Origin of the sequence: Pseudomonas auratipiscis (assembly GCF_036324085.1) — a bacterium.
GTDB classification, from domain to species: domain Bacteria; phylum Pseudomonadota; class Gammaproteobacteria; order Pseudomonadales; family Pseudomonadaceae; genus Aquipseudomonas; species Aquipseudomonas auratipiscis.
Genome location: NZ_JAZDCU010000001.1, coordinates 400,597 through 425,550, shown reverse-complemented (window position 1 = coordinate 425,550; position 24,954 = coordinate 400,597). Strand labels below are relative to the sequence as shown.

Sequence of the window (24,954 nt, the reverse complement as noted above, 5' to 3'; positions counted from 1 at the left end):
TGTTGTGGAATGCGATGGGGTGTTGCTTATTGCACCAGCAGAAGCGCCCCGGAGACGAAGGCGAAAATGAGCACGAAGCGGCGCAGCCTCGTCTCGTTGATCAGATGGCGAGCCCAGTGGCTGGCAACCACACCCAGCGCCAGAGGCACACACAAGGCCAACACGGGTGAGACCTGCTCGGTGTTCAAATGCCCGCCCATGGCCAATACCACCAGTGAGATCACCTCGCCCACTAAAAAACACAGGGCCACAGAACCTCGCAGCGTGGCGACTGGCGAGTGCTGGTACACCAGAGCGAGCGGCGGGCCGCCTACCCCGGTAGCTGTTTCAGTGATGCCGGTGATCACCCCGGTCGAGATCAACGCCCGGCGCCCGGGGATGAAAGACGGCGCCATCCAGGTGGCCAGGCAGGCGGCGATTGTCGACAGCCCGATAAGCAGGTTGAGCTGTGAAATCGGCAGTATCAACAGAATCCAGACACCGCCAAAAGTGCCGGCGAAACGCCCCAGGGTGATCCACGAGCTGCCTCTGAAATCGATAGCGCTACGCTCGCGCCAGGCAACCGCGGCGTTGAGCGGCAGCATCAAGATCAACAAGCTGACGGGCAAGGACTCCGGCGCCAGCAATCCCATTACCGGCGCCACGATCAGTGCGAAGCCCATGCCCGTCGTACCCTGGATAAGCGCACCGCAGGCCACGGCTACGGCAATGATATACAGCGGGTCGAATGGTAGATTCATCGTTATCGGGTTCCAGATCGTCATGCCACAATCGGCAAAGGGTGCACTTTATGGATGGGAGCCTGGTCGACGACGCTACGCGCCAAGGCATCGACCCGGCGCATCAGGTCACGTGCATCCCAGTCGGTGGGCCAGCCTTGCCAAAGGCGGACCTTACCCTGCACCACCACAGCCTGGATCTGATCGCGGTTGGCGAGCCTGACCAAGTCCCAGGGCAGGTTCCACGATGGCAGCAACTCGGGTACCGCCAGGTCCACCAGGAGAAAATCTGCGGCTTTTCCCACCGCGACGCGCCCGGTCACCTTGCTCAGCCCCACCACGTCAGCGGCGTTCTGGGTGCCCATGTCCAGCCATAGCTGGCCACCGCCGCATACCGAATCACCTACCGGCAAACCATGGGCAAAGCGTTGCGCGGTTTCGGCATAATCGAGCAGGCGAAAGCCGTCGCCGCGTGTGCCGTCGGTGCCCAGTCCAAGCGCAATTCCCAGGCAGTGCATCAAGTGCGCCTGGGCAACGGCATTGCCTTTCCAGGCGCTCGCTACCGGGTTGTAACTTACGGCCGCGCCGCTATCACGCAGCAGACAGAGTTCGTTCGAGGTCAGCAGGGTTGCGTGGGCCAGCAGCGCTCCGGGCCCCAGCGCGCCCGCCCGGTGCAGTTGCTCAAGTGGTCTTACCCCATATCGTTCAAGGGAACGCTCGACCGCGACCAGGTGTTCGTTGACATGGCTCTGGAACACCCTGCCCGCCTCATGGCACAAGCGGTATGCAGCGCCCAGGGTGCGGTCGGTAGCAATCTCGGGAATCGGGATCGCCAGCGACGGGGTGATCAACGGGTCGTTGTCCCACGCTGCCAGGTGCTGCTCAGCCATCGACAACACCTGGCGAGCGTCGAGGACGCGCTCGCCTTCCAGGTCGTTGCAGGTCTTGGCCAGCACGCAGCGTATGCCCACCTCGTGAACCGCCTGGGCAATGGCCTCCACGCCTTCCTTGGAGCGGGTGCCGGCATCGCACACGGTGGTGAAACCGCCACGCAGCGATTCGAAGGCGGCCAGTTTACTGGTCAGGTAAAGCAGGTTGGTGTCCAACGAACCTTCAAGGGGAATCCATACACGACGGAAAATCTCAGACGGTTCGCCGAACACCAGACCTTTGCCAAAACTCTGGCTCAGGTGGTGATGGGTGTCGATGAAGCCTGGCATCAACAGCTGATGTTCGAGCCGCAGCACGCCATGGTCGGGATAGCGCCCTTGCAGTAACGCCAGCGGTCCGACATCGACAAAATGGCCATCGACAATGCGTACTGCATGATCACGACGTGGTCCTTCCGGCAACAGTAGCCAGTCGGGGGCCAGCAGTTGAGCGGGCGCAGTAAGGTGTTCCGGCGAAACCGCCAGGTGATTGCTAACAGTGCAGTTCATAGAAAAAGCCTTAGTATGCGGTCAGGAATTGATCAGCTTGGTCTTGCCATCAACGGCGCTGTGCTGCTGGCCAAGACAATGGAAAAGAAAGTTCATGACGGCCGCGGTCAGCGCGCCCATGGCCACGCCATTGCCGAGCAACCCGGCGACGCCGCTGGGAAACTGGCTGTAGACGCCAGGCACGAGAATCGGCAGCAACCCGACGGCCATGGCGATGGACACCACATACATGTTGCCGTGGTTGCGCAGGTCTACTTTGCGCAGCATGTCGATGCCCATGGTGCCGACGATGGCAAACACAATCAGGCTGGTACCGCCGACCACGGCTTCAGGTACGCCTTCGATCAACCGAGCCAGCGGTGCAAGCAACGCGAAGACCAGCAGCAATACGCCGGAAACAGCCGTCACATAGCGTGAGCGCACATGGGTGGCGCGGATCACGCCGATGTTTTCGCCGCTGGTGATGATCAGTGACGTACCCATGAAACCACCGAGTATCGAGGTCACGGCGTCGCCGCGAATGGTCCGTACCACGTCTTTATGCACGTCGAGGGGTTTATCGACCGCTTCGCTGATGGCCACGGTCTGGCCGGTGGCCTCTACCATCGACACCAGACAAAACAGCATCAGTGGAATCGAGGCGAATACATCGAAGTGCGGCACGCCAAAGGGCATGAAGGTCGGCAGGCTCAGCAACGGATAGACGCTCAGGCCGGTGCTGTCGAATGCGCCGATGGCGACCGCAAGCAAACTGCCACCGAGCAAGCCCAGCAGAATCGACAACTGGCCCAGCGTGCCGCGCATCAGCCGCGCACAGAGGACGGTAATGGCGATGGTGGCAAAGGCCAACAGCAGTTGCTGGGGTGCAGCAAAGTGTACGCTGCCAGGCGCACCGACAATCAACTGGCCCGACAGCTTGACCAGGTTGACGGCGACCAGCAGCAACATGGTGCCCACCACCACCGAAGGAAAAAACCGCAGCAGGCGACGGAACACTGGCAGCACCAGAAAATAGAAAACCCCGGTGAGGATCACCGCGCCCGATGCCGTAGCTACCCCGTTTTGCTGGGCGATCAGAATGAACAGCATGATCGGTGCGCCACCGGGCAGCATGATGAATGGCAAGCGCGCGCCACAGCCGCGCAACCCCAGTGACTGCAACAGCGTACCCAACCCGCAGACCAGAAAGGTGGCGCTGAGCAGTTGCAACGTCAGCTCACTGGAAAAGCCCAGCGCCGTGGCCATCAGGAACACCGACGCAATCGGCGATGCCGCCATCACCAGCACATGCTGGGCTCCAAACATCAGTAACTGGCGCCACGGCAGGCGCTCATCAACAGGGCAAACAAGCTTCTTTTCGATATCCGGCATATCCCACCTCGACCTGGACCGTCGGCGACAGCCCATTGAATTATTGTTATTTGGATCTGGACGAGCCTCGGTTGGAAAAATGCTGCCATCTTCCCTACCAAATCGATTTGATATCTTACCCAAATCGATTTGGGTGGAATGTATTCCTGTTCCAATCGAGTGTCAACGCATCAATTGCCGCCAATGTGTCTGAGTAGCTGATAGCCTTCAGTCAGCGTATAACTGCCGCCATTGTTTAAAGAGCCAACCGTCTATGCCCAACAGCACTTCTCGCCGCCTGACCATTGCCGATGTCGCCAACGCCGCCGGGGTCTCGCGCACCACCGTGTCCCACGCGCTCAATGATCGCGGGCAAGTCGATCCGGTCACTCGGGCACTGGTGAAGGAAGTTGCTGAGCGCCTGGGCTACAGCCCCAACCTGCGCGCCCAGCGCCTGCGCACGGGGCGCGCCAACGCTATTGCCCTGCTCTCCTCCATGCCGTTTGCCGTGGCCGGTGGTTCGTCGCGCCTGGGCTTTCTGATGGAAATTGCCGCCACCGCAACCGAAGCCGCGCTACGCCGGGGCGTGGCCCTGGTGCTGGTGCCGCCCATGGATGAGGCCAGGGAGCTGCTGGATACGTTGGATATCGACGGCGCGGTGATCATCGAGCCAGTCGCCAACGATCCCAATGTTGCGCGCCTGCGCAAACGCGGCGTGAAGCTGGTGTCTATCGGTCGCCAACCCGAGGCCCAGGCCTTGCCGTACATCGACATGCATGGCGAGGCCATCGGCAACCTGCTACTCGAGCACCTGCAGCAACAAGGCGCGCAGCGTATCGGGCTGGTGATTGGCGTGCAGTCGCGGCATTCCTACCTGGACATGGAGCAGGCTTACCGGGCCTATTGCGCGGCCAACAATCAGCAGCCCGCGATTGTTCGGGCCGATGAAGGAGGTGGCGAAGCTGCCGGAGCGGCTGCGTGTATGGAGTTGTTGCAGGCGCACCCAGGTATCGACGGCCTGTGTGTGCCGGTCGACGCCTTTGCCACCGGCGCCGTGCGCGCGTTGCGGGACAAAGGGCTGAAAATTCCCCAGGACCTGAAAGTGGTGACGCGCTACGACGGCTTGCGTGCACGCGAATGCAACCCACCGCTGACCGCGCTGAACATGCACCTGGAAGACGTTGCATCCCTGGCTATCGAACTGCTCTTCGAGCAAATCAATGATACCGGCACGCGCCAGCGCATCGACGCGCCGCTGGCGACCCTGATCCCACGCGAATCGACCCGAACGACGTAACCGCTAGCAGCGGGCGCACAGAGGAAAAAATTCCTGATGAAGAATGCTATTCACAAACTCGCAAAAAAACACCGCTCATAGCATGTGCCCCGCCCAGATCTTGCGTTCAACCAGATCGGAGGCGGTGGCAATAAAGGCTTCGCCTACGTACTTGGCCGCTGGACTCACCCGTCGATCTGCCGGAAACACTAGCACCAGCTTGCGCGTCGGCACCGGATCGACCAGCGGCGCGGCGCACAGGCTGCCGTTTTGCAGTTGCGCCCAGATTGAGGCCAGCGGCAATACAGTCAGGCCAAAACCGCTGCGTACCAGATCGATCATGGCCCCGAAAGAATCAGCCTCCACTTGTGTCCTCAAGCTGATGCCAACCTCTTGCGCGCAATTGTTGAGGATCAGCCTCAGGCCGTGTCGGGCACTGGGCAACACCAGTTCCTGCTCGCCCAGGCTGCTGAAGGCCACAGGGGTATCCAGTTGCAAACCCGCACTCGGCGGCCCGACCAAGAGCAAGCGCTCCATCATCACCGGCACAATGCGCAAGGTGTGCAGCGGTGGCGGGTCATAGGAGATCGCCAGTTCCAGCTCGCCTCGCTGCAGCCAGTCAAGCAGGTAGCCACTGAACGCCGAGGAAAACCGAATCGATAGTTCCGGGTGTGCCTCACGGATCTTGCGCACCAGCGGCACCGTGACGATTTCTGCAATGGTCGGTGTGGTACCGATGATCACCGAGCCACGAAACGCTGCGCGACCACCGCCAACAGAACTTCGGATCGACTCCATCTCTTCCATGATCCGCGTGGCGTGCGCCAATACCTCGCGGCCGGCGTCGGTGATGTCCATTCCACGCCCATGGCGCTCGAACAGGTAGATGCCCAGCTCTTTCTCCAACTGACGAATCTGTCGACTGAGCGCAGGCTGGGCAATGTGCAAGCGGTCGGAGGCCTTGCTGAGACTGCCGAGCTCGGCGACATGAATCAGGGTCTTGAGTTGAACAACGTCCATTCTTTTTCCCGTCGGATTGCTTGGGGCGGCGCGCACAGCCTATCGCCAATGCTCGAACGTTATCCAGGCTTTCCTTAAAGCTGGGCGGAGAAGCTATGCCGAATGGGCATATCTCAAAGAAAAAAATGGTAATCGTCGCGCTCCTTGCAGCCATCCAGAATGGGCAGACACACCCGCTCCATTCTGTGGGTTCTTCAAGGACAACAATAATGACAACACGCGATAACGAAGCACTCAATGTCATCCGTGAAGGCGTGCGCGCCTTGTGCGAGCAGTTCGATGCCACTTACTGGCGCAAAATCGACGAAGAGAAAGGCTTTCCCGAAGCCTTTGTCAGTGCCATGACCGCTGCAGGCTGGCTGTCGGCAATGATCCCGGAGCAGTACGGAGGCTCCGGCCTGGGCCTTGCCGAGGCCTCGGTGATTCTTGAAGAGGTCAACCGCTGCGGTGGTAATTCCGGCACTATCCACGGGCAGATGTACAACATGTTCACCTTGCTGCGTAACGGCAGCGAAGCGCAGAAAAGTTACTATTTGCCGAAACTTGCCAGCGGCGAGCTGCGCCTGCAATCGATGGGAGTCACCGAGCCCACCACCGGGACCGACACCACCAAGATCAAGACCACCGCCGTGCGCAAGGGCGACCGGTATGTGATCAATGGTCAGAAGGTCTGGATCTCCCGCGTTCAGCACTCCGACCTGATGATTCTCCTGGCCCGCACTACTGCGCTGGCTGAGGTAAAGAAAAAATCCGAGGGCATGTCGATATTTCTCGTCGACCTGCGCGAAGCCATCGGCAACGGCCTGACCGTGCAGCCAATTGCCAACATGGTCAATCATGAAACCAACGAGCTGTTCTTCGACAACCTGGAAATTCCTGCCGACAGCTTGATCGGTGAAGAAGGCAAAGGCTTTCGCTACATCCTCGACGGCCTCAATGCCGAACGCACCCTGATTGCCGCCGAGTGCATCGGCGATGGCCGTTGGTTCATTGAAAAGTCCTCGCAGTATGCCCGCGATCGCGTGGTGTTCGGCCGACCTATCGGCCAGAACCAGGGCGTGCAGTTCCCGATTGCCGAAGCCCACATCGAAATCGAAGCCGCTGACTTGATGCGCTGGCAGGCTTGCGAAGCGTACGACAGCGGCAAGAACGCAGGCGCCAGCGCCAATATGGCCAAGTATCTGGCGGCCAAGGCGTCATGGGAAGCCGCTAATGCCTGCCTGCAGACTCACGGTGGCTTTGGCTTTGCCACGGAGTACGACGTGGAGCGCAAGTTCCGCGAAACGCGTCTGTATCAGGTCGCCCCTATCTCCACCAACCTGATTCTGTCCTACGTCGCCGAGCATCTGCTGGAGCTGCCACGTTCGTTCTGATGCCCGTATGCCTGCCTTGATGACAACAGAGAGAACAACATGAGCCAGCCTTCAGGTGTACGTCCACTGGACGGGATTACCATCGTAAGCCTCGAACATGCAATCGCTGCCCCCTTCTGTACTCGCCAACTTGCCGACCTTGGCGCACGTGTGATCAAGGTTGAACGTCCCGGCGTCGGCGACTTTGCCCGCGGTTACGACCAGCGCGTCAACGGTCTGGCCTCGCATTTCGTCTGGACCAACCGCTCAAAGCAAAGTTTGTCCCTGGACCTCAAGCACGACGCCGCCAGCGCGATACTCGACGACCTGCTAAGCAGCGCCGACGTGCTGGTGCAGAACCTTGCGCCTGGCGCCGCCGCACGCATGGGCCTGTCGTACGAAGCTTTGCACCCACGTTTTCCGCGGCTGATCGTTTGCGATATCTCCGGCTACGGCGTCGGTGGCCCCTATGAGAAAAAGAAAGCCTATGACTTGTTGATCCAGAGCGAAGGCGGCTTTCTTTCGGTTACCGGTGGCCCGGGCGATGAACAAATGGCCAAGGCCGGTTGCTCAATTGCCGATATCGCCGCAGGTATGTATGCCTACACCGGTATCCTCAGCGCACTGTTGCTGCGTGAGCGCACCGGTGAAGGCAGCCACCTTGATGTGTCGATGCTCGAAAGCCTGGTGGAGTGGATGAACTACCCCCTGTACTACGCCTATGAAGGCGCCCCGCCGCCACCCCGCGCTGGCGCTGCTCACGCAACCATCTACCCGTACGGGCCGTTTGCGATCGGCGATGGCAGCACGGTGATGCTCGGCTTACAGAATGAGCGCGAATGGCAGGCGTTCTGCGACAAAGTTCTGCAGCAACCTGAACTGAGCGCAGATGAGCGCTTCAGCGCCAACTTCAAGCGTGTCGAAAACAGAGCGGCGCTGCGCCAATTGATCATCGATATCTTTGCAACCCTTACCTTCGATCAAGTGATCGAGCGCCTTGATCTGGCGCAGATTGCCAACGCCCGAGTCAACGACATGCAGGGCGTGTGGGACCACCCGCAGCTCAAGGCGCGCAATCGTTGGCATACGGTTTCGACGGCTGCTGGCAGCGTGCCTAGCCTGCTACCTCCGGCCAACAGCAACGCCTATACCCCGCGTATGGCAGCGGTGCCCGCCCTGGGCGAGCACACCGGTGAAATTCTTTCGGGCCTGGGCATGTCTGCTGAAGGCATCGCCCAATTGCGTGCCGACGGCGTCATCTGAAAAAGGACACGACACCATGACCTCTTCTGATTATTCCAGCTGGGTGGGCCGCGTCGAAGAATGCCGCGACCAGATAAGTTACAACATGGTCAAGCGCATCGCCGCGACCCTGGGCGAAGTCGCGCCTCTGCCCGGCGAACCCCTGCCACCCCTCTGGCATTGGGCTTTTTTTGTCGATCCGGTAACTGAAGACGGCCTCGGTCAGGACGGCCACCCCGCACGGGGAGGTTTCCTGCCGCCGGCGAACAATCGCAATCGCATGTGGGCTGGCAGCCGCCTGACCTTCAATCGGCCGCTGCGAGTCGATGCACACATCGAACGTCTTTCCACCCTGCGCAAGGTTGAAGAAAAGCAGGGGCGTACCGGCTCGTTGTTGTTTGTCACGGTGCGTCACGAGTACTACCACGAAGGCGAATGCGCCCTGATCGATGAGCAAGACATCGTCTACCGCGAACCGACTCCGCCCAAGCAGGGCGGTACCGATCCCCTGCCCCAGGGCCAGTGGCGAGAACCGGTCGAGCCCAGCCCAACACTGTTGTTCCGCTACTCGGCGGTGACCTTCAATGGTCATCGCATTCACTACGACTGGCCGTATGTGACCACCACCGAGGGCTATTCAGGCTTGGTGGTGCACGGGCCGTTGATCGCAACCCTGGCCTTGCGTGCTTTCCTGCGAGCCCACCCAGGGGTGACACTCAAGCGCTTCAGTTTTCGCGGTGTGCGACCACTGATCTCGCCAAAAGCCTTCGAGGTTGGCGGCACAGTGACCTCGCCCGGCAAGGCTCAGGTCTGGGCGGGTAACGAAGAAGGCAGCGCCCAGTTGGGTGACGTCGAGTTCACTGAAGGAGCCAGCGCATGAGTAAGTCAGTTGTTCGTAGCGCCCTGTTTGTACCGGCTACCCGCCCCGAGCGCATCCTCAAAGCACTGGCGAGCGGTGCCGACCGGGTGATTGTCGACCTGGAGGATGCCGTTGAAGAAAGCCTCAAGGAGCAAGCCCGTGACAACCTCGAGCAGTTTCTCTGTGCTCAGCCGGATGTGACGGTGCTGGTGCGCATCAACGCCCCCGAGCATTGGGCGCATGCAGCGGATCTGGCCCTGTGTAGACGTTTCGCCGGTGTCATCGGCATCGTGTTGCCAAAAGCGGAAAGTCACGATCAGGTACAGGCGGTACATGTTACCGGCAAACCGGTATGGCCAATCATCGAAAGCGCCCGAGGCCTGGCGGAGCTTGCGCGCATTGCCCAGGCGCCGGGCGTCGAACGCCTGTGCTTCGGCAGCCTGGATCTGGGGCTTGACCTTAACCTGCGTCAAAGCAGCCCCGCAGCCGAACAAATACTGACTCAGGCCCGCTATGCAGTATTGCTGCACACCCGCGTCGCCGATCTGTCACCAGCGCTGGATGGCGTGCACCCGGATATCAGCGACAGCAACGGCCTGCGCGACAGCGTCGGCTTTGCTCACGACATGGGTTTTGGCGGCGCCTTGTGCATTCATCCGAGCCAGGTTGCGGTCATACATGCAGCGCTGCACCCCAGCCGTGAAGAGCTGGAGTGGGCAAGACGGGTAATCGACGCGACGGCAACCGGGGGTGGGGTTTTCGTGCTTGACGGCCAGATGATCGATGCCCCCGTGATCGGTCGCGCGCGGTCGATCCTGCTACGGGCCGAGAAGCCTTCGTGAATCGTGCGTTGGGGAGAGCGTAATGCCTAGAGTTGCCCAGCTTGCGAGCACGCCACAGTGCGCAGACTTCATTCTTGAAGCGGCCCGGCATTTACTGGCCGAGGTCGGTTACGGCGCAATGTCCATGCGCCAATTGGCTACTCGGGCCGGCCTGTTGCCGGGTAGCCTTTACCACCATGTTGCAGGCAAGCAAGAGGTCTTGCTGCATGTGCTGACAGACATGCTCGAAACGCGCGATGCCGCGTGGCGCAAGCATTCGCGGCGCGCCGGCACACTCGGCGAATTGCGCAGTTTTATCGGCTTTTTGCTGAAATGGCAGGCTTCGCATCCCGATGAAATGAAAGTGCTCGCACATGAATATCGCCATCTCGACCTGCACTCGCAGCGTTGGCTGGAACAGCGGACCCACAGTTTGCCGGCGCATCTGCAGGGCCTGTTGCAGCGCGGTCGCCTGGAGGGGCTTTTCGCCGATATCGACGCTGCGTTTGCGACAAGCGCGATTCTGGCCTTGATTGGCAGTGCCACGGGGTTGCATGACAGCCCCGAACCCTGGTCGCACGCCCGCCTGGAAACACACTACTACCAAATGATCTCGCGCCTTCTCGATGTCAGGCCTGACTGCAGGCCGTCGAGCAAGAAGCGCGTCACTGAATAACAATATGCGAGGACTGACAATGACTTCCAGCAACCCTGTACTGAGCGCTGTCTGTGACGACTCGAACGTCAACCACACCCGTGAACTGGCCGCGTTTTTGGCGCGCCTGTCTTATGCCGACCTTCCCGACGCGGTGTTGGCGCGCACCGAGGACTTGTTCCTGGATTGGTTAGGCTCGGCGTTGGCCAGCCAGGGCGCGCACCCGATTCCGTTGTTTGAGCGCTACGCGGCGAAAATGGGGCCGACCTCCGGGCCTGCAACTATTCTAGTAAGCGGCCAACGCAGCTCCGCCTACTTTGCCGCTCTGGTCAATGCTGCCTCCTCGCACCTGGTCGAGCAGGATGACCTGCACAACAGCTCCGTTCTCCACCCGGCTACCGTGGTATTCCCCGCCGTGCTTGCTGCGGCCCAGGACCTGGGCAAGAGCGGCCAGGCGTTACTTCTTGCAGCTGTCGCCGGCTATGAGGCAGGCATCAGAATCGGTGAGTTTCTGGGGCGCTCGCACTATCGCATCTTCCATACCACGGCAACGGTCGGTACCCTCGCCGCTGCGGTGGCCGTCGGCAAACTGATGGAGTTCGACCAAGAGGCCTTTATCAACCTGCTGGGCAGCGCGGGCACCCAGGCCGCCGGGCTCTGGGCATTCCTGCGCGACGCAGCCGATTCCAAGCAGTTGCACACGGCCAAGGCAGCTGCCGACGGGCTGCTTGCGGCCTACCTCACCGCAGATGGCCTGACCGGTGCTCGCGATATCCTTGAAGGTGAGCAAGGCATGGCGGCCGGGATGTCCAGCGATGCGCGCCCAGCCTGTTTGTCTGACCGACTCGGCAGCCGTTGGGCGCTGCTGGAAACCTCTTTCAAGTTCCATGCCTCTTGCCGCCATACCCACCCGGCTGCAGACGCACTGCTGCTGTTGATGCAGCGCGAAGGCCTCACCCACCAGCACATTGCCCGGGTGGTGACGCGCGTGCACCAAGGTGCTATCGATGTTCTGGGCCGAGTCAGCGTGCCGCAAACCGTGCACCAGGCCAAATTTTCCATGGGCACCGTGCTGGGCCTGCTCGCCGTGCATGGCAAAGCGGGACTGACCGAGTTTGATGAACTGGCGCTGACCGACTCAGCAGTCGCTGCGTTACGCGACAAAGTCAGTATGGAGCTGGACGCCGAAGTCGACAGTGCATACCCGCAGCGCTGGCTGGGCCGGGTTGAGGTACAGACTACCGACGGACGTGTGCTGCGTGCGGCGATCGACTCACCCAAAGGTGACCCCGACAATACACTGAGCCGCGAGGCGCTGGAAGACAAGTTCCGCCGCTTGCTGGCCTACGCCGGTGCGCTGAATGCCGATCAGGCTAACGTACTGATCCAGCGGGTATGGGGGTTGCGTCAGGCGCCAAGCCTAAACAACTTGATGGACTGACTCGCGGCCTTGCAAGACACACGTGATCGCCAACAGGGGGTGAGCGTCAAGCTGCGCCCCCTCGCACAATGGCACTTATGCCAGCTGGATATAGACCGAGTAACTGCCCAAAAGCACCCAGAAGCCAAGAAAGATCCACGGCGTACGCAGTGAAAAAAGCAGTGATTTGCGATGGCCCGCACGGGAGGTTTCCGCCTCACAGAACAAGGGTGACTCGTCATACACCAAGCCCATCATTGGCTCGCTGCGCAAAAGGTGGCTCTGCTTCAACTGCCAGTGATCAATGATGCGGTAGGCGTCGCGAATGCCCGGCCAGGCATTCAGCGAACTCAGTACACCCAGCAATGCGAGAAACGCCGGTACGACCAGGGTGAACATCTCACCCCACCCCTGGTTCAGGTTGCCCATCGACGACACAAACGCAATGACCAGAAAAGACTGAGCAGCCAGGTACGCATCTGTGCGGTTGGCCAGAATACTGGTCTCGTACTGAATTTCCTTGCGGTAGAAATCCAGGCGCTCCTTCGGCGAGCCGAACATCCGCGCATTGTGCTCACTGATCTCTTCCTCAGGGGTTGTCGGCGTGATGATTCGTGGCACTCGCATGCTCCTGGAAGTGTTCAAGGCCTTACGTGGATGACTGCTATAGAACCACTGGCTCAAAGAAAATTTCATCGGATCGTTGCGAACACATGCGGCTCGGGTTCGAACACAAAGATGAATGTAAAAAAGATGGCAGTGCTGCGCTGTGGTCAGCGCCTATCGAACGAGAGGAGCAGCACCTGCCGAGCTGCCGTTCAACGCTACAGGGGGCTTTGCCGAGCACTCACACATCAGTTGAACCTGGCGCCATTAGATACAGCTCCGTACACTCGGCCCCTTCGCTAGGGGAATGAAATGAACAAGCTGATTTTACCGATCGCCATCTTTACCAGCGTGATACTCGTAGGAAAGGTTTGCGAGCATTACGAAATGAACTCGACATTGAAGATTGGCTTGCTCTGCCTGGTAGCGGCAGGCGTTCAGATTGGTATCAGTCGATACCAGCGTTCACGCCAGGCCAAAACGAACCGTTGATCAACGCCGAGCGCTACCGCTTCCGCCAACAGCGTCCTTGCCGGCCCTGCCTTCGGCATAATGCATAAATCCATAGCCCTTCCAGCTATGGATCCATTAAGACGGCTCCGTCGTTCGATTATCGCCCAGAAAGGCAGGATGGCTCATCGCAATCTGTTGACGCCCTCTCCACAAAGCACATTTAATGGATCCATTAAATAACAACAATGCTGACCGGAGAGCCTCCATGTACCCCAAAAACACCTGGTATGTCGCCTGCACCCCTGACGAAATTGCTGAAAAACCACTGGGCCGGCAAATTTGCGGTGAGCGCATCGTTTTCTATCGAGGCCAGGCGAGCCGCGTCGCTGCGGTAGAAGATTTTTGTCCGCATCGCGGTGCGCCGTTGTCGCTGGGTTATGTCGAGAACGGCAATCTGGTGTGCGGCTACCACGGCCTGGTGATGGGTTGCGACGGCAAAACAGTCGAGATGCCCGGGCAAAGGGTGCGTGGCTTTCCGTGCAACAAGTCCTTTGCCGTGGTCGAACGCTATGGCTTTGTCTGGGTCTGGCCCGGTGATCAGGCGCTGGCAGATGAGGGCCTGATCCCGCATTTAGAGTGGGCCGTGAGTGATGAGTGGGCCTACGGTGGCGGGCTGTTCCACATCGGCTGCGATTATCGACTGATGATCGACAACCTGATGGATTTGACCCACGAAACCTATGTTCACGCCTCCAGCATCGGCCAGAAGGAAATCGACGAAGCCCCTCCGGTGACGACGGTCAACGGTAACGAGGTGGTTACAGCCCGACACATGGAGAACATCATGGCCCCGCCGTTCTGGCGTATGGCCCTGCGCGGCAATGGCCTGGCCGACGATGTGCCAGTGGATCGCTGGCAGATCTGCCGCTTCACCCCACCCAGCCATGTGCTGATCGAAGTGGGCGTCGCCCATGCGGGCAAAGGTGGCTACCACGCCGATGTGCAGCACAAGGCGTCGAGTATCGTCGTCGACTTCATTACCCCCGAAACCGATACCTCTATCTGGTACTTCTGGGGCATGGCGCGCAATTTCGCCGCACAGGACACCGCGCTGACCGCGAGCATCCGCGAGGGCCAAGGCAAGATTTTCAGCGAAGACCTGGAGATGCTCGAGCGTCAGCAACGCAACCTGCTCGACAACCCGCAGCGTAACCTGCTCAAGCTCAATATCGATGCCGGCGGCGTGCAGTCGCGCAAGATCCTCGATCAGTTGATCGCCCAGGAGCGCGCACCCGAGGCGCAATTGATTGCCACCAGCGCCACACCGGCCTGAGCCACTTACTCCCAAGGAGCGAACATGATCGATGTCGTGGTGGTATCCCGTAACAACGAAGCGCAAGACATCTGCAGCTATGAATTGGCTGCTGTCGATGGCAGCCCGTTGCCGCCGTTCAGCGCCGGCGCGCACATTGATGTGCATTTGCCCGACGGCCTGATCCGTCAGTATTCCCTGTGCAACCACCCCGAGGAACGCCATCGCTACCTGATTGGCGTACTCAAGGACCCCGCCTCACGAGGCGGATCGCGCAGCCTGCATGAACACATCCACTGTGGTGCACAACTGCGTATCAGCGAGCCACGTAACCTGTTTGCGCTGGCCCACGGCGCCCGGCGCAGCCTGCTGTTTGCCGGCGGCATCGGCATCACCCCGATTCTGTGCATGGCTGAGCGTCTGGCTCACATCGGCGCGGACTTTGAATTGCACTACTGCGCCCGCTCCAGCGAGCGCGCAGCCTTTGTCGAACGGATCCGTACCGCAGCGTTTGCCGACCGCCTGTTCCTGCACCTCGACGAACAACCCGAAACCGCCATGGACACCAGTAAGGTCCTGGCCAACCCCCAGGACGACCTCCATCTGTACGTATGCGGACCCGGTGGTTTCATGCAGCATGTGCTCGACAGCGCCAAGGCGCAGGGTTGGCAGGACAGTTGTCTGCACCGCGAATATTTTGCCGCCGCGCCGGTGGATACCGACAACGACGGCAGCTTTTCAGTGCAGGTAGGCAGCACCGGCCAGGTCTTCGAGGTTCCCGCCGACCAGACGGTGGTGCAGGTGTTGGAGCGACACGGCATCGCGATCGCCATGTCTTGCGAGCAAGGTATTTGTGGCACCTGCCTGACTCGGGTGCTCGATGGCGTACCGGAGCATCGCGACCTGTTCCTGACCGAAGAAGAACAGGCGCTGAACGATCAGTTCACGCCCTGCTGCTCGCGCGCTAAAACTCCTTTGCTGGTGCTCGATATCTGAACGACGTCACGACGAGGGCAGGATCACTTTCATGCGCTCGTCGGTCGTTGCCGCGCCGAAGGTTTCGGCATAGCGCAAGGTGGCATTGGCATGCTCGCGCATGATTGCCTCGGCACGCGCGCCCTGGCCGTTGACCAATGCGTCGAACACCGAATGATGTTGCATGTGCGCGTAGTTGAAGCGCCGGTACTCGCGCGCCAGGTCATGGCGGTCGACGGCTAGCGCGGTGACCGAGGCGAACGGCAGGTGGTCGTTGCGGGCCAGCGCATCGGCAATTGCCGGGTTGTGGCTGCCTTCGACGATGACCTGGTGAAAGCGCATGTTGAGGTCATGATAGGCCTCGAGGTCTTCCTCGGTGACAAAGCCCTTTGCAAACAATTGATCGCCTTCGTGCAGGCAGCGCTGCAGGGTTTCTCGTGCCGCCTGCGACAAACCGCGCTCAGCGGTCTGGCGTGCAGCCAGGCCTTCGAGCACACCGCGCACCTCGACGGCCCCGGCAATATCGTCGGCACTGACCGAGCGTACCTGAAACCCCCGCCCGCCGAAGCGCACTAGCAGCCCTTCCTGCTCCAGGGTGCGAAACGCCATGCGCACCGGCATGCGTGAAACCCCGAACAATTCGGCGGTAGGAATTTCCATCAAACGTGCACCGGCCGCCAACTCGCCCGAAGCAATCATTTTGCGCAACGCAATCAGTACCAATTGACCGGGCTTACTCATCCAGGCGACTTCCACAACACATGGACCGTCATACTACCTTAAGGTGAGCAGCGTGGCAGCGGCCTCGTTACCGTCAAGACCGCTGCTCGGTGCACTGGGTGTTCCAGCCCTTGCCTAGAACGACAACGGGTAACTGACGATCAAGCGGGTCTGGTCAAAATCGCTGTTGAAGCTGCGCCGGTTGGTGGCGTTGTTCACGCGGATGCTCAGGCGCTGAAAGGTCCCACTCTGGATGGTGTAGCCCACCTCGGTGTCGCGCTCCCATTCCTTGCCGTTGCTGCCCGCCGCCGTGGTCGCGTTTTCGCCATGTCCATAACGCACCATGGCCAGTAATCCGGGAATGCCCATGGCGGCGAAGTTGTAGTCGTAGCGCACCTGCCAGGAGCGCTCGTCGGCATTGCTGAAATTGCCGTTGAACATGTCGTTGCCCAGGGTCCGTCCACTGCTGCCGTACACCGACATCCACTGACTATCGCCGCTGACTTTCTGCAACCCCAAATACAGCGTGTGGCCGCCGGTAGCGGCCGACAGCAAGGCATAACCGGTACGGCTCTGGATGTCGCCGATACGTGCCTGGCCATTGTCCTTGTCGATAAAGTAGCCCAGGTTGGCTCCCAGTACCCAGTCGCCCACCGGCTGCTTGTGCAGCAGGTTGAAGTAGCTCTGCTGATAAATGTCTTCGAGCTGCGAGTGCCACACGCCGACCAGCGTACGCTGCTCGTTGAAGCGATACTCGGCACCGGCGTAGTTGAAGCCGTCGGAGGTCACCCCGGGCGCGGCCCAGGCGGACAGGTCCTGCATGTCCGATGAGTTGCGCAAGCTCACTTCGCGGTACTGGCCTGCCTGCAGGCTGAGGCCTTCGATTTCCCGCGAATCGAGCATCGCGCCGCGAAAGGTCTGTGGCAGCAAGCGGCCATCGTCGTAGCGCAATAGCGGGATGTCCGGCAACAATTCACCGACCTTGAGTTCGGTGGCCGAGATACGCATTTTTGCTGCCACACCGGCACGACCGTAGTCGTCTGCCGCTCGGCCATCGTCATGCACCGGCAGCAGTTCCGAACCGCTGACATCTCGGCTGCTGTCGAGCTTCATGCCAAACATGGCGATGCCATCGAGGCCAAAGCCGACAACCCCCGGGGTGTAGCCTGAGGCGAACTTGAGGATAAAACCCTGGGCCCACTCGTCGACCTTGCTTTTAGCCGCCCCCGGATCACGAAAGTCACGGTTGAAGTAATAGTTGCGCAGCAGCAGATCGGTCTTGGCATCTTCGAAAAAGCCGCCGTCCTCGGCCCAGGCCGGCAGGCTCGCGCCCAGAATCAAGGAGGCGGCGGCAACCGCGCGCGACAAGGTGCAAGGAGTGTGGATCATTATTATTGTTCTCCGCTTTTCATGGGCACAGCCGCTCCCCGACAGGCCGTTCAGGGCCCGTCCATCAGTGGCTGCGTTAAAGCCCGGCAAATGCCGGGCAGTACTCAGTGACTCAAGGCTTCAGAAGGGATACTGGCGCGGCGAATGCTGGACGCTGACCCAGTGATCACGGGTGAACTCGTCAATCGCCCAATCGCCATTGAAGCGCCCAAGCCCCGAGTTTTTCTCACCGCCAAAGGGCGCATTGGCCTCATCATTCACCGGGATATCGTTAATGTGCGTCATGCCCGCCCGTACCTGCCGGGCAAAGCGCACTGCACGCTCCAGGTTGGCACTGAACACCGCGCTGGAGAGCCCGAATTCGCTGGCGTTGGCCAACTCCAGGGCATGCGCTTGATCGCGCGCGCGGATAAGCCCTACCAGCGGTCCGAAGATTTCATTACAGGCCAGGTCCATGTCGATCGTGACTTCGCCGTACACGTGCGGCGCCAGCAGATTGCCGTCCACCCCGCCTTCGTACAGCGGTTCGGCACCTTCGTGACGCGCCAAGGCGATCTTTTCCTGCAATCCCTGCAGTTGGCGGGAATTGATCACCGGGCCGATCACCGTGTCTTGCGCGTTGGGGTCGCCGACCGCAAGGCCTTTGACCCGCTCGACGAAACGTTCGGCAAAGGCGTCGTACAGGCTGTTGTCGACGATAATGCGGTTGACCGCCATGCAGATCTGCCCCTGGTGCAGAAACTTGCCGAACACCGCAGCGTTCACTGCCTGTTCAAGGTCAGCGTCATCGAGCACCACGAATGGGCTGTTGCCGCCCAACTCCAGCGCAACGTGCTTGAGGTGCTCACCGCCGCTGGCGATTCGGCCGATGCCGCGCCCCACGGGGGTGGAGCCGGTGAAGGTGATCAATGAGGGCAGCTCATGCTCGACGAAGGCATCGCCAATCTCGCTGCCCGCTCCTACCACCACGCTGAGCACGCCCGCAGGCAATCCCGCTTCTTCAAAGATCCGCGCCAGCAGCAAGCCGCCGCACACCGGGGTGTCACTGGCGGGCTTGACCACCACAGCGTTACCGAGTGCCAAAGCCGGTGCAATCGAGCGTTGGGTCAGGTGCAGCGGGAAGTTCCACGGGCTGATCACCCCTACCACGCCAAGCGCGCTGCGGTACACCCGGCTCTCTTTGCCTGGGACATTGGACTCGACAATACGCCCGTGCACCCGCGCCGGGAACGACGCCGACTCCAGCGCAATGGCCCGCGCCGCCCCCCATTCCAGCTGGGCCTTGAGGCGAGTGCTGCCCGACTCGCGGATGATCCAGTCGATGATTTCGTCTCGGCGCCGGTCAAACACCGCCACCACTTCATGCAGCACCGCGGCGCGCGCCGCCGGGCCCAGCGCGGCCCAGTGCGGCTGCACCCGCCCGGCTTCGCGGTAGGCAGCATCGAGGTCATCGCGGTTGGCCTGCGGGATCTCCAGTAGCAGCGCATCATTATACGGATTGGTGACTCGCAGGCTTTTACCCGCAGCGCCAGTGCGCCACTGGCCCGCGATCGGTTGCAGGTGCAGGTCGCTGTAATGAGGGCACGTTTCGGTCATGAGAGGCTCCTTGGACAAGATAAGGGTCATGCAGTCGGCTTGCTGGCCGCTTCAGGCTCGCAAGCCTGCCGCGGCGCACGCACCTGGATAAAGACAATGGCCAGCGCGCCGATTACGCCCGGCAGGGCAAACGCGAGAAAGTTCTGTTGGAACGGCAGGTCCAGCGACAACAGGCTGCCGCCGAGCATGGGACCTGCGATGGCGCCCAGGCGGCCGATACCGGCAGCCCAACCGACCCCGGTGGAGCGGATATGCGCAGGGTAGGCAATCGAGGCGTAGGCATGGATAACCGCCAGGGTGCCAATGGTCGTGGCGCCGGCAATCAACAGCAGCAGGTTCAGTACCAGCGGGCCGGGCTTGAAGCCCAGTGCCGCCAACGATAATGCCGCGAGCACAAAGAACATCGCCAGGGTGCGTTGCACGCCCAGCTTGTCGGCGAGCCAGCCTCCAAACAATGCGCCGACGGTGGCGCCGATGTTCAGGGTCACCAGGAATGCCAGGCTCGAACCCAGTGGGTAGCCCCCGTGTGCCATCAGCTTGGGCAACCAGGTGTTGAGCCCGTAGCTCATCAGCATGCACATGGCGAACGCTACCCATAGCAGCAACGTCGCCAGGGCCTGGCCCTTACTGAACAACTGCGGCAGACGTGCGCCCCGTACGTGCTTGTCGTTGTCTGGCAGGCGCAACTCGGTGCCAGGGCGAAAGCCTGGGTCAACCTTGACCAGCAACTGATCGAGCTCGGCGCGGCGTCCCTTGAGTTCGAGAAACGCGGCTGACTCCGGCAAGTAACGCAGCATGAACGGCACCGCGAGTACCGGCAGCACCGCCACGTAAAATACCGTCTGCCAACCCCACTGCGGGATCACCGCAATCGCCAGCAGGGCCGAGAGCACAGCGCCCACCGAGTAGAAGCTCGACATCACGGTAATCATGGTACTGCGCCGACCTTGCGGAGCGAACTCACTGATCAGGTTCACCGCGCTGGGCACCAGCGCCCCTAGTGCCAGGCCGGTGATCAGGCGACAGGCCCCCAGCTCGATCGGTGTCTGCGCATGGCCGGTCATGAACGCCGCAAGGCTGGCCAGCAACGTGGTGACGATAATCAGTTTGCGACGGCCAAAGCGGTCAGCCAGTGGCGCCAACAAGGTACCGCCAAAGAGCATGCCGAACAGCGCACAGCTACCCAGGGTGCCGGCCTCTATGGCGGAAAGCTGCCACTCCTGCATCAGGCGCGGCACCACCGAGCCGTAGATCACCATGTCGTAGCCATCGAATAGCATGATGAAACAGCCCCACATCAGAATCAGCAGATGGGTGCGATTGAAGGGTGCAGCGTCGATCACTTCACTGACGGAAGTCGTTTTCATAGCCACCTCTTGTTTTTATTGTGGACATGGGCGCGCCCGCAAAGCCGCGGTTACACAAGCCTTGTCAGGGTTCGATGGTTTGCGTGGGTACCTCGATCAACACCGGTCGGCTGCCCGCCAGCGCTTCGCTGAAAGCACTGGCAAAGGCCTCGGCGCTGGCTGCCTGTACCGCGTGCACCCCGTAACCCTGGGCAATGGCGCAAAAATCCAGGCCAGGTACATCCAGTCCCGGTGCATCGCTGACATTGAGCACATCGGCGAACCAGCGCAGCGCACCGTAGGTGCCGTTTTTCAGAATGATGAACACCACCGGAACGTTGTACTGGGCTGCAGTCCACAGTGCCGTGATGCCGTAGTTCGCCGATCCGTCGCCGATGATGCCGATCACGCGTCGATCTGTTTGCGCCAGTTGCACGCCGACCGCTGCAGGCAGGCCAAAGCCAAGTCCGCCGGCGGCCGGAAAGAAATAGCTGCCCGGCTCGCGCATCTCCACACGCTGCCAGAATGCACCGACAGTGGAAGTGGACTCCTTCACGTAGATAGCGTCCTTTGGCGCTAAGGCATTGATCAGGTCAAACACTGTTTCCGGGCGCAGCAAACCACCGTCCTCGACCACCGGCTGTGCGCGGGACAAAGCTGTGGGCATGGGTCGATCCACCTGTGGCACGCTGTCGACCAGCGCCGCCAGGGTCAGGGCAATATCGCCGACCAGCGCGTCACCCATCGGCGCGCGGGCAGCCTCCCCGGCATCGCAAGTGATGTGCAGCAGCTCGCAATTGGCAGGCAAGTAGTCGCCCGGTGCGTACTGGTGGTAACGGAACACCGGTGCACCGACTACCAAGATCAGGTCGTGGTCCGCCAGACAGCGGCTGATACCGGCAATTGCCGCTGGCAGTACGCCCCGGAAACACGCGTGGCGGGTCGGGAACGGGCAGCGCGAGGCCGACGGTGCTACCCAGGCCGGCATGCGCAATTTTTCGGCAAGCTGTACTGCGTGGTGGTTGGCACCGCTGCCGTCGACATCAGGCCCCAGTACCAGCACCGGATTGCGCGCCGCGGCCAAACGTTCGCACAGTTTCTCAAGCTGCGCCGGCGAAGGCAGGCCGGCGCTCGTCACCTTGCGTCGGGCCAGGTGCTCGACACCGGCAGGCGCTGCACAGGCCCAGTCGTCATAGGGAATCGACACGTACACCGGACCGCGAGGCGGCAGGCTGGCCATGTGAATAGCCTGGCTCAAGGTGCGCGGCACATCCTGCGCCGAGGCCGGCTCGTGGCTCCACTTGACCAGCGGCTTGGGCAATTGCGCGGCGTCGACGTTGGCCAACATCGCCTCCACGCCGATCATCGACCGCACCTGTTGCCCAGCAGTGATCACCAGCGGGCTGTGAGAGTACCAGGCGTTAGTCAATGCACCCATGCCATTGCCGGTTCCGGCGGCGGCATGCAGGTTGACGAAGGTTGGCTGGCCGGTTGCCAGCGCGTAGCCATCGGCCATGCTCACCACCGCGCCTTCGTGGAGGCCGAGGATGTAGCGAAAATCTTCAGGAAAGCCCTGCAGAAACGGCAGCTCGTTGGAACCGGGATTACCAAATATGGTGGTCAGGCCATGCTGGCGAAGAATGTCGTAGGAGGCGCGGTGAACCGTTTTCATAAAGACCCTTGAAGCTCGTTTTTAGAATGTGGGTTACTTTTGCAGCCACCAGCAGATTGATCAAATTGATACTATCTCTATCAAAAATAAAACTGATCTATATTCCAGCGCGTGCATCGAGACCCCATGAGCAACTTCGACCTGAACCTGATCCGCACCTTTGTCGTCCTTTTCGAGGCCCGAAGCGTGACCCTCGCCGCCGAGCGCCTGTTCGTCACCCAACCCTCGGTCAGCTATGGCCTGGCACGCTTGCGCGAACTGTTTGACGACCCGCTGTTCAGCCGTACCCGCGACGGCATCCAGCCGACCTTTGTCGCCGAACAGCTGTACACCACATTGCGCGACTCGCTGACCCGCATCGAAAGCGCCGTGCAGAGCACGCGCCAGTTCGACCCCAGCAGCACCGAACGCCGGTTTCGCATCGCCCTTTCCGACCTTGGCGAAATGGGCTTCTTGCCGCTGATCCTGGCGCGTCTCAACCGCGAAGCGCCTCACGCTGAAGTGGAAGTACTGCCCCTGCAGGTGGACCAGGTCGGCGACTGGCTGGCCAGCGGCAAGATCGACGCGGCCATCTGCCGCCCAACCGTGGCCGGGACCCGTAGCCAGGTGCTGATGCACGAGCGTTATGTGTGTCTATTGAGCCTCGACCATCCACGCATCAACCAAGCGCTGAGCCTTGAGCAATTCACTGCCGAGCGTCATATCACCGTTACCCGTACCACCGGCCACGGCAGCGTCGAGGACGTGTTGACGGCCATGAACGTGCAGCGCCGGATCAGCCTGCAGGTGCCGCACTTCTCGGTGCTGCCCAAGATCCTGCCCGGCACCGACCTGCTTGCGGTACTGCCGGCGCAGATCGCCCGGTTGTTCATCCAGGAAGGCGGCATGAAGATGCTCGAGCTGCCGTTCCAGGTGCCCGCGTTCACGGTGTCACTGCACTGGCATCCCAACAGCGACAGTTCCGCAGCCCTGCAATGGTTCTGCGCCACCGTCGCCGAGGCGATCATCGACGGTCAGGCCTAGGCGCCGGCCATCACTGGCTGCGCCGGTGTGCGTGCTGGCTTGAGCAACAACAGGCAACCGGCGGCCAGCACAAAGACACTGGCGAACACCCCATATAGGTGCAGTGGTTGCCAGCCGCCATCAAGCAGTACCCCGGCCACGATCGGCGACAGGATCGCGCCGATCCGCCCGATGCCGATGCCCCAGCCCACCCCGGTGGCACGCACCGAGGTGTCATAGACCACCGGCGACAGCGCATACAGCCCGGCCACGCAACCGTTGGAGAACAGCCCGATCAACAAGCCGAGCCCTAATAGCATGCTCACTGATGAACCACTGCCGACAAACAACACCAGCAGTCCGGCGGTAACCAACATGAACAACGCCAGCACCCGCACCAGCGGCCAGCGCGAAGAAAGCCCGCCGATCAGCGCCGCACCCACGATCCCGCCAACACTGAGCAACACTCCGCCGGTAATGCCTTGCTCGGCCGACAAACCTGCTGCGACCAGCAGCTTGGGTGTCCAGCTCATCACGAAGTAGAAGCCGAACATCACCAGGAAGAACAACAACCAGATCAGTAAGGTGGTGCGGCGCAGAGCCGGGGTCAGCAACTGGCGGAACCCGGTAGCAGCACCCGCCACGCTTGCCTGGGCTGCCGGCAAATGCGTCAGTGCAGGCTGGCCCAGGCGCACGGCCAGGCGATTGACCCGCGCCAGGGCATTGGCTGGGCGGCGCGCCAGCAAGAAATCCAGCGATTCGGGTAGCCACAGCAGTACCAGGGGAATCACCAGCAAGGTGACAATGCCGCCAAACAGGAACACCGAGCGCCACCCCCAATGCCCTAGCAGCCATACCGCCAGCAGACCACCCAGGGTTGCGCCAAGGGCGTAACCGGTAGACTGCAGGCTGACTGCCAGACCGCGCCAGCGCTTACTGGCGTATTCGCTGGCGATCACGTTACTGCTGGCCAGAATGCCGCCGATACCTAGCCCCGTGAGCCCGCGCAACAGTGCCAATTGCAGGGGCGTCTGGCTTAGCGCCGAGAGCAGCATGCCGGCACCTGAAAGCGCCAGGCACAATAGAATCAGCGGGCGCCGGCCAATGCGATCGGCCCAGGGCGCGATGAACAGCGAGCCTGCCGCCATGCCGAACAACCCGGCGCTGAGCAGCAGCCCGATCTGCGCCCCGCTCAAGCCCCACTCGGCAGAAACCGATGCCGCAGTGAAGGCCATCACCAACACATCGAAGCCATCGATCATGTTCAAGAGAATGCATATGCCGATGGCCAGGCATTGGAAACTGCCCATTGGACCGTGGTCGACCCGATGCTTGAGGTCAATGTTCATAGCGTCACCTGCCGGCCGGCGGCCACCAGCGTGAAGAGACGTGAGCACACACAAAGCGAGCGGCGCGACCCCTGGCAGGTGCGCACCCTTGGTAAGCCATTCATGACCGAACCCTTTTTGTAATTGTTATCGCCTACGTTCGGGAGGGCTCCCGACGCTGCCAGGGGCTAATCAATCAGATAATGGATCCATAAACAACGGGGGCTAACAGAGCAATCTTGGCCTTTTACTACTGTAAATCTCAATTTCAATTTAAGAAATAATAGAAATTACTTTAAATATCATATATTTATTTATTTAATTTAAAGTAAATAATTCTGTTCGATTATCGCCCAGAAACCCTTTTATGACCACCTATCATTGGATCCATAGAGAACTTCC

The 24,954-nt window shown here is 60.8% G+C and carries 22 protein-coding genes; 11 read left to right on the top strand and 11 right to left on the bottom strand.

Annotated features, from left to right (window positions below; all coding sequences use genetic code 11):
- Positions 1-26: 26 nt before the first annotated feature.
- The 3 genes from V0R60_RS01790 to V0R60_RS01780 are packed head-to-tail and all read right to left on the bottom strand — an operon-like array spanning position 27 to position 3,529.
- The gene (locus V0R60_RS01790) at positions 27-740 is read right to left on the bottom strand and encodes a sulfite exporter TauE/SafE family protein (protein ID WP_136476117.1); all 714 of its coding nucleotides are present in this window, start codon (positions 738-740) and stop codon (positions 27-29) included.
- Between the two features lie 20 nt (positions 741-760).
- On the bottom strand, positions 761-2,158 hold the full coding sequence (locus V0R60_RS01785; RefSeq protein ID WP_330078535.1) for an amidohydrolase family protein: 1,398 nt from the start codon (positions 2,156-2,158) through the stop codon (positions 761-763).
- Positions 2,159-2,179: 21 nt separating this feature from the next.
- Positions 2,180-3,529 (bottom strand): uracil-xanthine permease family protein, encoded by a 1,350-nt coding sequence (locus V0R60_RS01780; RefSeq protein ID WP_330078536.1) that lies wholly within the window; start codon positions 3,527-3,529, stop codon positions 2,180-2,182.
- A gap of 253 nt (positions 3,530-3,782) precedes the next feature.
- Between V0R60_RS01780 and V0R60_RS01775 the strand changes: the two genes are divergently transcribed.
- Positions 3,783-4,805, top strand: a complete 1,023-nt coding sequence (locus V0R60_RS01775; protein ID WP_330078537.1) for a substrate-binding domain-containing protein — start codon at positions 3,783-3,785, stop codon at positions 4,803-4,805.
- A gap of 75 nt (positions 4,806-4,880) precedes the next feature.
- Here V0R60_RS01775 and V0R60_RS01770 read toward each other — a convergent pair whose 3' ends face one another.
- Positions 4,881-5,804 (bottom strand): LysR substrate-binding domain-containing protein, encoded by a 924-nt coding sequence (locus V0R60_RS01770; RefSeq protein ID WP_136476120.1) that lies wholly within the window; start codon positions 5,802-5,804, stop codon positions 4,881-4,883.
- 209 nt (positions 5,805-6,013) lie between these two features.
- Here V0R60_RS01770 and V0R60_RS01765 point away from each other — a divergent pair, with 209 nt between their 5' ends.
- The 6 genes from V0R60_RS01765 to V0R60_RS01740 are packed head-to-tail and all read left to right on the top strand — an operon-like array spanning position 6,014 to position 12,174.
- Positions 6,014-7,177: an acyl-CoA dehydrogenase family protein gene (locus V0R60_RS01765; RefSeq protein WP_330078538.1), complete on the top strand. Its 1,164-nt coding sequence runs from the start codon at positions 6,014-6,016 to the stop codon at positions 7,175-7,177.
- Positions 7,178-7,216: 39 nt separating this feature from the next.
- Positions 7,217-8,419, top strand: coding sequence for a CaiB/BaiF CoA transferase family protein (locus V0R60_RS01760; RefSeq protein ID WP_330078539.1), 1,203 nt, complete (start codon positions 7,217-7,219; stop codon positions 8,417-8,419).
- Between the two features lie 16 nt (positions 8,420-8,435).
- Entirely contained in the window at positions 8,436-9,278 is an 843-nt protein-coding gene (locus V0R60_RS01755) for an FAS1-like dehydratase domain-containing protein (RefSeq protein ID WP_330078540.1), read from the top strand.
- Positions 9,275-10,099, top strand: a complete 825-nt coding sequence (locus V0R60_RS01750; protein ID WP_330078541.1) for an HpcH/HpaI aldolase/citrate lyase family protein — start codon at positions 9,275-9,277, stop codon at positions 10,097-10,099. Before V0R60_RS01755 ends, V0R60_RS01750 begins: the two co-directional genes overlap by 4 nt.
- 22 nt (positions 10,100-10,121) lie before the next feature.
- Positions 10,122-10,754 (top strand): TetR/AcrR family transcriptional regulator, encoded by a 633-nt coding sequence (locus V0R60_RS01745; protein ID WP_330078542.1) that lies wholly within the window; start codon positions 10,122-10,124, stop codon positions 10,752-10,754.
- A 19-nt stretch (positions 10,755-10,773) separates the two neighbouring features.
- Positions 10,774-12,174, top strand: coding sequence for an MmgE/PrpD family protein (locus tag V0R60_RS01740; protein WP_330078543.1), 1,401 nt, complete (start codon positions 10,774-10,776; stop codon positions 12,172-12,174).
- 75 nt (positions 12,175-12,249) lie between these two features.
- Here the strand turns inward: V0R60_RS01740 and V0R60_RS01735 are convergent, their stop codons facing one another.
- On the bottom strand, positions 12,250-12,774 hold the full coding sequence (locus tag V0R60_RS01735; RefSeq protein WP_136476127.1) for a hypothetical protein: 525 nt from the start codon (positions 12,772-12,774) through the stop codon (positions 12,250-12,252).
- Positions 12,775-13,071: 297 nt separating this feature from the next.
- Between V0R60_RS01735 and V0R60_RS01730 the strand changes: the two genes are divergently transcribed.
- The 3 genes from V0R60_RS01730 to V0R60_RS01720 all read left to right on the top strand — a co-directional run bounded on the left by V0R60_RS01730 (position 13,072) and on the right by V0R60_RS01720 (position 15,520).
- Entirely contained in the window at positions 13,072-13,251 is a 180-nt protein-coding gene (locus V0R60_RS01730) for a hypothetical protein (RefSeq protein ID WP_136476128.1), read from the top strand.
- Between the two features lie 226 nt (positions 13,252-13,477).
- Positions 13,478-14,545: an aromatic ring-hydroxylating dioxygenase subunit alpha gene (locus V0R60_RS01725; RefSeq protein WP_330078544.1), complete on the top strand. Its 1,068-nt coding sequence runs from the start codon at positions 13,478-13,480 to the stop codon at positions 14,543-14,545.
- Positions 14,546-14,569: 24 nt separating this feature from the next.
- Positions 14,570-15,520 carry a PDR/VanB family oxidoreductase gene (locus tag V0R60_RS01720; protein ID WP_330078545.1) on the top strand — a complete coding sequence of 317 codons (951 nt, stop codon included), beginning with the start codon at positions 14,570-14,572 and terminating at the stop codon, positions 15,518-15,520.
- 6 nt (positions 15,521-15,526) lie between these two features.
- On the opposite strand, the gene V0R60_RS01715 is transcribed toward V0R60_RS01720, so the two are convergent.
- The 5 genes from V0R60_RS01715 to mdlC all read right to left on the bottom strand — a co-directional run bounded on the left by V0R60_RS01715 (position 15,527) and on the right by mdlC (position 22,222).
- Positions 15,527-16,240, bottom strand: coding sequence for a GntR family transcriptional regulator (locus V0R60_RS01715; protein WP_136476131.1), 714 nt, complete (start codon positions 16,238-16,240; stop codon positions 15,527-15,529).
- Positions 16,241-16,354: 114 nt separating this feature from the next.
- Entirely contained in the window at positions 16,355-17,608 is a 1,254-nt protein-coding gene (locus tag V0R60_RS01710; RefSeq protein WP_330078546.1) for an OprD family porin, read from the bottom strand.
- Between the two features lie 120 nt (positions 17,609-17,728).
- Positions 17,729-19,204 (bottom strand): aldehyde dehydrogenase family protein, encoded by a 1,476-nt coding sequence (locus V0R60_RS01705; RefSeq protein WP_330078547.1) that lies wholly within the window; start codon positions 19,202-19,204, stop codon positions 17,729-17,731.
- 26 nt (positions 19,205-19,230) lie between these two features.
- Entirely contained in the window at positions 19,231-20,571 is a 1,341-nt protein-coding gene (locus V0R60_RS01700) for an MFS transporter (RefSeq protein ID WP_330078548.1), read from the bottom strand.
- Positions 20,572-20,635: 64 nt separating this feature from the next.
- Entirely contained in the window at positions 20,636-22,222 is a 1,587-nt protein-coding gene (gene mdlC, locus V0R60_RS01695) for a benzoylformate decarboxylase (protein ID WP_330078549.1), read from the bottom strand.
- A 126-nt stretch (positions 22,223-22,348) separates the two neighbouring features.
- On the opposite strand from mdlC, the gene V0R60_RS01690 reads away from it, so the two are divergent.
- Complete coding sequence (locus V0R60_RS01690) at positions 22,349-23,245, top strand: LysR family transcriptional regulator (RefSeq protein ID WP_330078550.1); 897 nt, start codon at positions 22,349-22,351, stop codon at positions 23,243-23,245.
- Here the strand turns inward: V0R60_RS01690 and V0R60_RS01685 are convergent.
- Positions 23,242-24,573 (bottom strand): MFS transporter, encoded by a 1,332-nt coding sequence (locus V0R60_RS01685; RefSeq protein WP_330078551.1) that lies wholly within the window; start codon positions 24,571-24,573, stop codon positions 23,242-23,244. The two genes, V0R60_RS01690 and V0R60_RS01685, sit on opposite strands and share 4 nt — an antisense overlap.
- Positions 24,574-24,954 lie beyond the last annotated feature (381 nt).